Source organism: Mesorhizobium sp. M4A.F.Ca.ET.022.05.2.1, from assembly GCF_003998845.1.
Lineage (GTDB): Bacteria > Pseudomonadota > Alphaproteobacteria > Rhizobiales > Rhizobiaceae > Mesorhizobium.
The window spans coordinates 1-8,779 of sequence record NZ_RZOJ01000261.1 but is presented as its reverse complement, the minus strand read 5'-3'; the positions used below and the strand labels follow the sequence as shown (position 1 = coordinate 8,779).

8 protein-coding genes are annotated in these 8,779 nt (G+C 65.8%); 3 read left to right on the top strand and 5 right to left on the bottom strand.

Annotated elements, in window-relative coordinates:
• Positions 1–637, top strand: a 637-nt coding sequence (locus tag EN745_RS23725) for an AGE family epimerase/isomerase (protein ID WP_189363143.1), incomplete at its 5' end; no start/stop codon positions are given.
• Positions 638–819: 182 nt separating this feature from the next.
• Here EN745_RS23725 and betB read toward each other — a convergent pair.
• Genes betB through betI form a run of 5 tightly spaced genes read right to left on the bottom strand, consistent with a single transcriptional unit; the run spans position 820 to position 7,095 of the window.
• A complete protein-coding gene (betB, locus tag EN745_RS23720; protein WP_127422400.1) occupies positions 820–2,283 on the bottom strand; it encodes a betaine-aldehyde dehydrogenase in 1,464 nt (487 codons plus the stop codon).
• Between the two features lie 52 nt (positions 2,284–2,335).
• Positions 2,336–3,988 (bottom strand): choline dehydrogenase, encoded by a 1,653-nt coding sequence (gene betA, locus EN745_RS23715; RefSeq protein ID WP_127407273.1) that lies wholly within the window; start codon positions 3,986–3,988, stop codon positions 2,336–2,338.
• Positions 3,981–4,982: a threonine/serine dehydratase gene (locus EN745_RS23710; RefSeq protein WP_127422399.1), complete on the bottom strand. Its 1,002-nt coding sequence runs from the start codon at positions 4,980–4,982 to the stop codon at positions 3,981–3,983. The genes betA and EN745_RS23710 overlap by 8 nt, the downstream gene beginning before the upstream one ends.
• The gene (gene betC, locus EN745_RS23705) at positions 4,979–6,508 is read right to left on the bottom strand and encodes a choline-sulfatase (protein WP_127422398.1); all 1,530 of its coding nucleotides are present in this window, start codon (positions 6,506–6,508) and stop codon (positions 4,979–4,981) included. The genes EN745_RS23710 and betC overlap by 4 nt, the downstream gene beginning before the upstream one ends.
• Positions 6,505–7,095: a transcriptional regulator BetI gene (gene betI, locus EN745_RS23700; protein WP_127406718.1), complete on the bottom strand. Its 591-nt coding sequence runs from the start codon at positions 7,093–7,095 to the stop codon at positions 6,505–6,507. Before betI ends, betC begins: the two co-directional genes overlap by 4 nt.
• Before the next feature lie 242 nt (positions 7,096–7,337).
• Here betI and EN745_RS23695 point away from each other — a divergent pair, with 242 nt between their 5' ends.
• Complete coding sequence (locus tag EN745_RS23695; RefSeq protein ID WP_126055802.1) at positions 7,338–8,504, top strand: acetyl-CoA acetyltransferase; 1,167 nt, start codon at positions 7,338–7,340, stop codon at positions 8,502–8,504.
• Positions 8,505–8,558: 54 nt separating this feature from the next.
• Positions 8,559–8,779: asparaginase (locus tag EN745_RS23690; protein ID WP_189363142.1), on the top strand; the 221-nt coding region annotated here is incomplete at its 3' end.

Here is an 8,779-nt window from a genome sequence, read left to right as displayed (position 1 = left end):
CCCGCATATGCATCTGCTCGAAGCCTTTCTCGCCTGGCACCAGGCGACCGGCGAGCGCGCCTATCTGCGCCGCGCGGCGCAGATCATCGATCTCTTCCGCAGCCACTTCTTCGACTCTGAAAGCTGGACGCTCGGCGAATATTTCGACGACGGCTGGAAACCGGTGGCCGGCGAGAAGGGCAGCTGGACCGAGCCCGGCCATCATTTCGAATGGGCCTCGCTGCTCGTCGATTTCGCCGGCCGCAGCGGCCAGACCGAGGTCACCGCCTTCGCCCGCAAGCTCTACGCCTCCGCTGTCGCCAACGGCCTCAATCGCGCCACCGGCCTTTCCTACGGCGCCGTCTCCAGGCAGGGCCTGCCGCTCGACCTGGTGTCGCGCAGTTGGCCGCAGGCCGAAGCTGTCAAGGCGGCGATCGCGCTGGATGGCACCGGCGGGCCGGACCTCAAGCCCGAGATCGAGGCGCGTGTCGGCAGGCTGTTCCGCTGGCACATCGATCCGGCGCCGCTGGGCTTGTGGATCGACCGCATCGACGAGCGCGGCCGCTCGCTGGCGACCGACGTGCCGGCCAGCATATTCTATCACCTCGTCTGCGCGCTGACGCAGTATCTGGATGGGACGGTCGGGGAGGGAGGCTGAAGCCGCCAATCTCCCCCCTCGAGGGGGAGATGGCCGGCAGGCCAGAGGGGTCGGTTCGACTGGACGCGACCTTCTTTTGCGACAGGATAAGGCTAGCGCCCCACGCGCGGCGACCCCCTCTGTCGCCTTCGGCGACATCTCCCCCTCAAGGGGGGAGATTAGGCGTGCCTCGCGCCAGCCCCTCAATATGGGCTCGCCACGTCCCCCGTCTCGACATAAACCGCCTTCAACTGCGAGTAGAGCGCCAGCGCGGCAAGCGAGTTCTCGCGCCCGATGCCCGACTGCTTGACGCCGCCGAAGGGGATTTCCACCGGCGTCAGATTGTAGGCGTTGATCCAGCAGGTGCCGGCCTGCAGTTCGGCGATGACGCGGTGGGCGCGCGGCAGGTCGCGGGTGAAGACGCCGGCGGCGAGGCCGAATTCGGTGTCGTTGGCGCGCTCGATGACCTCGTCCTCGCCGTCGAACTTCAATACGCTCATCACCGGCCCGAAGATCTCTTCGCGTGCAATGCGCATCGTATCGGTCACGCCGGTGAACACCGTCGGCTCGACGAAATAGCCGCCCTGAAAACCCTGCAAAGACGGCACGTTGCCGCCGCAGGCGAGGGCAGCGCCCTCCTGCCTGCCGGCCGCGATGTAGGAGACGACCTTCTCCTGCTGCGCCTTGTTGACCAGCGGTCCCATCTGGGTTTCGGGATCCAGCGGATCGCCGATGCGGATCTTCTTGGTGCGCTCGACCAGCCGGTCGACGAAGCGGTCATGGATGCCCTTCTGCACGAACACGCGCGTGCCGTTGGAGCAGATCTGGCCGGTCGAGTAAAAGTTGCCGAGCATGGCGCCGCCGATGGCGTTTTCGAGATCGGCGTCGTCGAAGACGATCAGCGGCGACTTGCCGCCGAGTTCCATCGTCGCGTGCTTCATCTTCGAGCCGGCGAGCGAGAGCACCTTGCGCCCGGTCGGCACCGATCCGGTCACCGAAACTTTGGCGACAACATCATGGCCGACGAGACCTGCGCCGACATCGCCATAGCCCTGCACGACGTTGAACAGCCCGTCGGGCAGACCGGCCTCTGAGTAGATCTCGGCCAGCGCCAGCGCCGACAGCGGCGTGTTCTCCGACGGTTTGAACACCATGGCGTTGCCCATGGCGAGCGCCGGCGCCGACTTCCAGCCGGCGATCTGGATCGGATAGTTCCAGGCGCCGATGCCGACGCACACGCCGAGCGCCTCGCGCCTTGTGTAGGCAAACGGTCCGCCGAGATCGACCGCCTCGCCGTTGAAGGCGGCGACCGCGCCGCCGAAATATTCCAGGCAGTCGGCGGCCGAGGGCGCGTCCGCCACCAGCGTCTCCTGGATCGCCTTGCCGGTATCGAGCGTCTCGATGCGCGCGAGATCCGCATTGCGTGCGCGAAGAATGTCGGCTGCGCGGCGCAGGATGCGCCCGCGCTCGACCGGTTTCAGCTGCGCCCAGGCCGGCTGCGCGGCGCGCGCGGCCTCGATGGCCAGCTCCAGCACGTTCGGCGTCGCCGAATGCAGCGTGGCGATGGTCTCGCCCGTCGCCGGATAGATCACCGGCAGCGGCGCGCCGCCCTCGTCCTCGATGTAGCGGCCGTTGACATAGTGCGATGCCGTGGGCTGGGCGCGCATGGTGTTCTCCATTGATGGTCGCTGGGCGGGAGGGCGCCAGCCTGACAATGCCCTATCGATCCGCCACCTGCCAGCGCGGATTGATCCAGGGTTCCTGGTTGGACGGCGCCAAAGGCGTGCGGCCGAGGATGTGATCGGAGGCCTTCTCGCCGGTCATGATCGACGGCGCATTGAGGTTGCCATTGGTCACCCGCGGGAAGACCGAGGAATCGGCGACGCGCAGGCCCTCGACCCCGATCACCCGGCATTCCGGATCGACGACGCTCATGAGGTCGTCGGCGCGGCCCATCTTGCAGGTGCCGCAAGGGTGGTAGGCGCTCTCGGCGTGATCCCTGATGAAGGCGTCCAGATCCTCATCCGACTGCACATGGCTGCCGGGCGATATCTCCTTGCCGCGAAAGCTGTCGAATGCCTTCTGGCCAAAAATCTCGCGCGTCAGCCGGATGCAGTGGCGGAACTCCGTCCAGTCGTCCGGATGCGACATGTAGTTGAAGCGGATCACCGGCTTGGCTTTCGCATCGGGCGAGCGCAGCGTCACCGAGCCGCGCGACTTCGAACGCATCGGTCCGACATGCGCCTGGAAGCCGTGCGATTTCGCCGCCGCCTTGCCGTCATAGCGCACCGCCGCCGGGATGAAGTGGTACTGTATGTCAGGGTAGTCGACACCGGCCTGCGAGCGCACGAAGGCCGCCGCCTCGAAATGGTTGGTGGCGCCGAGGCCGGTCCTGAAGAACAGCCACTGTGCGCCGATCAACGCTTTGGAGAACGGGTTGAGCACTGAATTCAGCGTGATCGGCTTGGTCGATTCCTGCTGGATGTAGAGCTCCATATGGTCCTGCAGATTGCTGCCGACGCCGGGCCTGTCCGCCACCACTGCTATGCCGTTTTCCTGCAGATGCGCGCCCGGGCCGATGCCGGACAGCATCAGGATCTTCGGCGAATTGATCGACGAGGCCGCAACGATCACCTCACGTCGCGCCTTAACAACCTGAATCTGTTTGTTAGCTTCGATCTCGACCCCGGTGGCGCGTTGATTCTCGATGACCACGCGGCGGGCGAAGCCTTTGACCAAAGTGACGTTTTTGCGTTTCAGGGCCGGCTTCAGATAGGCATTCGCCGCCGACCAGCGGCGGCCGCCCAAAATCGTCTGCTCCATCGGGCCGAAGCCTTCCTGCTTCGATCCGTTGTAGTCGTCGGTCAGTTCGAAGCCGGCCTGGCGGCCGGCCTCGACGAAGGCGCCGTAGAGCGGATTCTTGCGCGTGCCGCGCTGCACATACAGCGGGCCGCTTTTGCCGCGCCAGCCATCCTCGCCGCCGTCGGCATCCTCCATGCGCTTGAAGTAGGGAAGCACGTCGGCGAAGCCCCAGCCGGTCGCGCCCTGTTCGGCCCAGTGGTCGAAGTCGCGCGCATGGCCGCGCACATAGACCATGCCATTGATCGAGGACGAGCCGCCGATCACCTTGCCGCGCGGGGTGGCGAGCACGCGGCCGCCGAGATGCGGTTCCGGCTCGCTGGCGAAACCCCAGTCGTAGAGGCTCATGTTGAGCGGGATCGACAGCGCCGACGGCATCTGGATCAGCGGCCCGATGTCTGTGCCGCCGAACTCGATGACGATCACCGAGTGCTTGCCGTCTTCCGACAGCCTGTAGGCCATGGCCGAGCCGGCGGAGCCGGAGCCGATGATGACGAAATCCGCTTCAAGCATTGTTCATATGCGCCATGAAATCGGCGAGCGAGACATTGCCGCCGGTAGCCACAACAAGGACGGTCTTTCCCGCCACGTTCACCTTGCCCCCAAGCAGCGCCGCCAGCGACGCCGCGCCCGACGGTTCCAGCACCAGCTTCATCCGCTCGAACGCGATCTTCATCGCTCGCCGCACCGAGGTGTCGTCGACTGTGACGCCACGCACGCCGGCCGCGCTCACCGCCGCGAAGGGTGCTTCGCCTGGCTTCCTCGCCATGAGCCCGTCGCAGATCGATTTCGGCCCGATCGGCATCGTCTCGATGGCGCCATGCGCCAGTGAGGAACCCATGCCGTTGAAGCCTTCCGGCTCGACCGCGATGACCTCGGTCTTCGGCGACTGGTAATGGAAGGCGAGCGACACGCCGCCGATCAGCCCACCGCCGCCAACCGAGCAGAACACCAGGTCGGCATGCGCGTCCTTCGCCGCCAACTGGTCGAGCGCCTCCAGCCCGGCGCCGGCCTGGCCGGCGACGATCTCGGGGTCGTCGAAGGGATGCAGCAGCGTGAGTCCCTCGGTCTCGGCAATCTCGCGCGCCTTGGCGGCCGCCACTTCCTCACGGGCGCGATCGCCATGGTCGGTGAGCACGGCGCGCGCGGCGTAGCCGGCGGTGGCGTCACGCTTGGCGACCGGCGCATCGATCGGCATAACGATGGTGACGGGAATGCCGAGCGCCTGGCCGGCCGCCGCCAGCCCCTGCGCGAAATTGCCGGACGAATAGGCGACGACGCCTTTCTTTGCCGCATCCGACGAAAGCTGTTTCAGCCGCCAATAGGCGCCGCGCACCTTGAAAGAGCCGGCCCATTGCAGCGACTCCGGCTTGACGAAAACGCGTGCGGCCCCCGTCTCCATCGCGAGTGCTGCCGACTCCAGCAGCGGCGTCACCTGCGTTGCCGTCGAGGTGACGGCATAGGCCTTCTTGAGATGATCGAGTGAGGGGACGAGTGTTGTCATCATTCGCCTCGCGGGTACCGCTTGTTCTCTTCGAGATTGTCGAGGTTCATGTGGTTGCGCATATAGCGCTCCGACGCCTTCTGCAGCGGCTGGAAATCCCACGGGTAGTAGGCGCCGTTGCGCAGCGCCGGATAGACGACCCAGCGGCGCGCCTGGCTTTCACGCACGGCGGCGTCGAAGGCGGCCATGTCCCAGCGCGCCCGGACCTTGTCCATGAACGCGGCCACCAGGCCCGCGTTGGCCGGGTCGTCGGCGAGGTTGTCGCGCTCGAGCGGATCGGCTGCGAGATCGAACAGCTGTGGCGGGTCGAGCTCGCAATGGACGAACTTGTATTTGCCGTCGCGGATCGCCACCAGCGGCGCGTAGGAGCCCTCGGCCGCGTACTCGATCAATGCCGGCGCGGCGCGCTGCCCGCCATTGGCAAGCGGCAGCAGCGACTGGCCGTCGGTCCATGGCGCGATCGCGCTCATATCGATGCCGGCAAGGTCGCACAGTGTCGGCGTCACGTCGAGGTTGGAGACCGGCGCCTCGATCAGCCCGGCCGGCACGCCCTTGCCGGCAATCATCAGCGGCACCCGCGCCGAGCCCTCGAAGAAGCTCATCTTGAACCACAGGCCGCGCTCGCCCAGCATGTCGCCGTGATCCGAGCAGAACAGGATGGTGGTGTCGTCCAGCATCCGTGTCCGCTTGAGAACGTCCAGCAACTCGCCGAGCTTGTCGTCGACATAGGAAATGTTGGCGAAATAGCCGCGCCGCGAACGGCGCACCTGCTCAGTCGTGATCTCGAAAGCGGAATAGTCGCTGGCGCGGTAGAGCCGCTGCGAATGCGGGTCCTGCTCGTCATGCGCGATGAACCCGGTTTCGGGATCCAGCGCCTGGCAATTCTCGTAGAGATCCCAATACTGCTTGCGCGCGACGTAGGGGTCGTGCGGGTGCGACAGCGAAACGGTCAGGCACCAGGGCCGGCGGTCGGCATCGTCCTGCTCCCGCGACAACTGATAGAGCTTTTGCGTGGCCAGGAAGACGACCTCGTCATCATACTCCATCTGGTTGGTGGTCTCGGCGATGCCGGCGCCGGTGACCGAGCCCAGATTATGGTACCACCAGTCGATGCGCTCGCCGGGCTTGCGGTAGTCTGGCGTCCAGCCGAAATCGGCGGGATAGATGTCGGTGGTCAACCTTTCCTCGAAGCCGTGCAACTGGTCCGGTCCGACGAAATGCATCTTGCCCGACAGGCAGGTATAGTAGCCGGCGGCGCGCAGATGATGGGCGAAGGTCGGGATCGAAGAGGCGAATTCCGCCGCATTGTCGTAGACCCCGGTGCGCGACGGCAGCTGCCCGCTCATGAACGAGGCGCGGCCGGGCGCGCAGAGCGGCGAGGCAGTGTAATTGTTGGCGAAGCGCGCCGAGCGCTGGGCGAGCGCCTTCAGATGCGGCACATCCAGGAACTCCGCCGGCCCGTCGGGGAACAGCGTTCCGTTGAGCTGATCGACCATGACGATCAGGAAATTGGGCCGTCCGGTCGTCAAGGCAGGCTCCGTCCGCTGAGCTTGGTTTCGAGATAATCTTCGACGAGCGCGATGGCCGTCGCCGCGTCCGGCACGCCGTCCTTCAGCGCTCGCCGGATATAGAGCCCGTCGATCAGCGCCGCCGTGGCTTCGGCGACGCGATCCGCCTGGCGCCTGGACAGGATGCCGGTCAGCCCGCTCATCAGGTTCGAGTGCAGCCGCCTTGCATAGACCTTGAGCAGGCGCCGCAAAGCCGATGACTTCTGCGCCTCGACATAGAAGGCAAGCCATGCGGCGATGGTCTCGGGCTGGAACTGGTCGTCGGAGAAGCTGACGGCGACCACGGCCGAGACGCGCTGGCGCGCCGTGCCGGTGGCGCGAAGTGCGCGCCTTGTATCGGTGTTGAGCTCCGCCAGTATGTGCCGCATCGTCGCGAACAAAAGCTCGTCCTTGGCGCCGAAATAGTGGTGCGCCAACGCCGACGACACGCCGGCGCGGCCAGCGATCTCCGACATCGTCACGTCCAGCGAGCCGCGCTCGCCGATCGCAGAGATCGTCGCGTCGATGAGCGCCTTGCGGCGCAAGGGTTCCATTCCGATTTTCGGCATTCTGGGATCCAGGCTCAAAGCCAGATTATTTTTTATTGACGGATCAATCAACAAAAAATCGATGCCGGGATCAACCGATCGTGCGGCTCTGGCCCATCCCATTGGCTGGAAAAAAGTTCACAGTTGAACAATATTGAATCTCATGTCGCGACAGGACGTGCTAGCGTGGGTGGAGGTTCAGGTCAGGCCGGCATTACCTGAAGATCCACACACGCCAGGCTGCGCGGCAAATGGAGGCTGTTATGACCGCATGCATCGTCGGCTGGGCGCATTCGCGCTTCGGCAAGCTCGAGGGCGAGACGCTCGAGGGTCTGATCACCAAGGTTGCCGTGGAGGCGCTCGACCATGCCGGCATCGGCCCGGACGATGTCGACGAGATCGTGCTCGGCCATTTCAATGCCGGCTTCTCGCCGCAGGATTTCACCGCGAGCCTGGTCCTGCAGGCCGACGACCGGCTGCGCTTCAAGCCGGCGACGCGGGTCGAGAACGCCTGCGCCACCGGCTCCGCCGCTGTCAGGCAAGGCATCCGCGCCATCGACGCCAACGCCGCCCGCATCGTACTGGTGGTCGGCGCCGAGCAGATGACGACCACGCCCGGCCCCGAGATCGGCAAGAACCTGCTCAAGGCCTCCTATCTGCCGGAGGACGGCGACACGCCGGCCGGCTTCGCCGGGGTCTTCGGCAAGATCGCGCAGGCCTATTTCCAGCGCTATGGCGACCAGTCGGATGCGCTCGCCATGATCGCCGCCAAGAACCATAAGAACGGCGTCGACAATCCCTATGCGCAGATGCGCAAGGATTTCGGCTACGAGTTCTGCCGCCAAGAGAGCGAGAAGAACCCATTCGTCGCCGGCCCGCTGAAGCGCACCGATTGCTCGCTGGTCTCCGATGGTGCCGCGGCGCTCGTGCTCACCGACACCGCGACGGCACTGAGGATGCGCCGCGCCGTGACCTTCCGCGCCAACGAGCACGTCCAGGACTTCCTGCCGATGTCGAAGCGCGACATCCTCGCCTTCGAGGGCTGCGAGCAAGCCTGGAACCAGGCGCTAAAGAAGGCCGGCGTGACGTTGGACGACCTCTCCTTCGTCGAGACGCATGACTGCTTCACCATCGCCGAACTGATCGAGTATGAGGCTATGGGCCTAGCCAGACCCGGCGAGGGCGCGAAGCTGGCGCTTGACGGCACGACAGCTAGGGACGGCCGCCTGCCGGTCAACCCCTCCGGCGGCCTGAAGGCCAAGGGCCACCCGATCGGTGCCACCGGCGTGTCGATGCATGTGCTGACCGCCATGCAGCTCACCGGCGAGGCCGGCGGCATCCAGGTGCCGGGCGCCAAGCTCGGCGGCATCTTCAACATGGGCGGCGCTGCCGTTGCCAACTACGTTTCCATTCTCGACCGGATCAGGTAGAAGCGGCCCGCATTTAAAGCGGCGCGCTCTGGGCGCGCGCGTGCGGGAGGCAGCATGGCAAATCCGGTTCTGGTCGAGGTTCTGCGCGGCGCGGTGGTCGAGAGTGCCCATCGCGGCGCGGTCGCTGTCTTCGACGCCGACGGCAAGCCGTTGCTGGAGATCGGCGACACGGCGCGTCCGGTGTTTCCGCGCTCGGCTGTGAAGGCGATCCAGGCGCTGCCGCTGGTCGAAAGCGGTACGGCCGACGCCTATGGCTTCGGCGACCGAGAACCTGT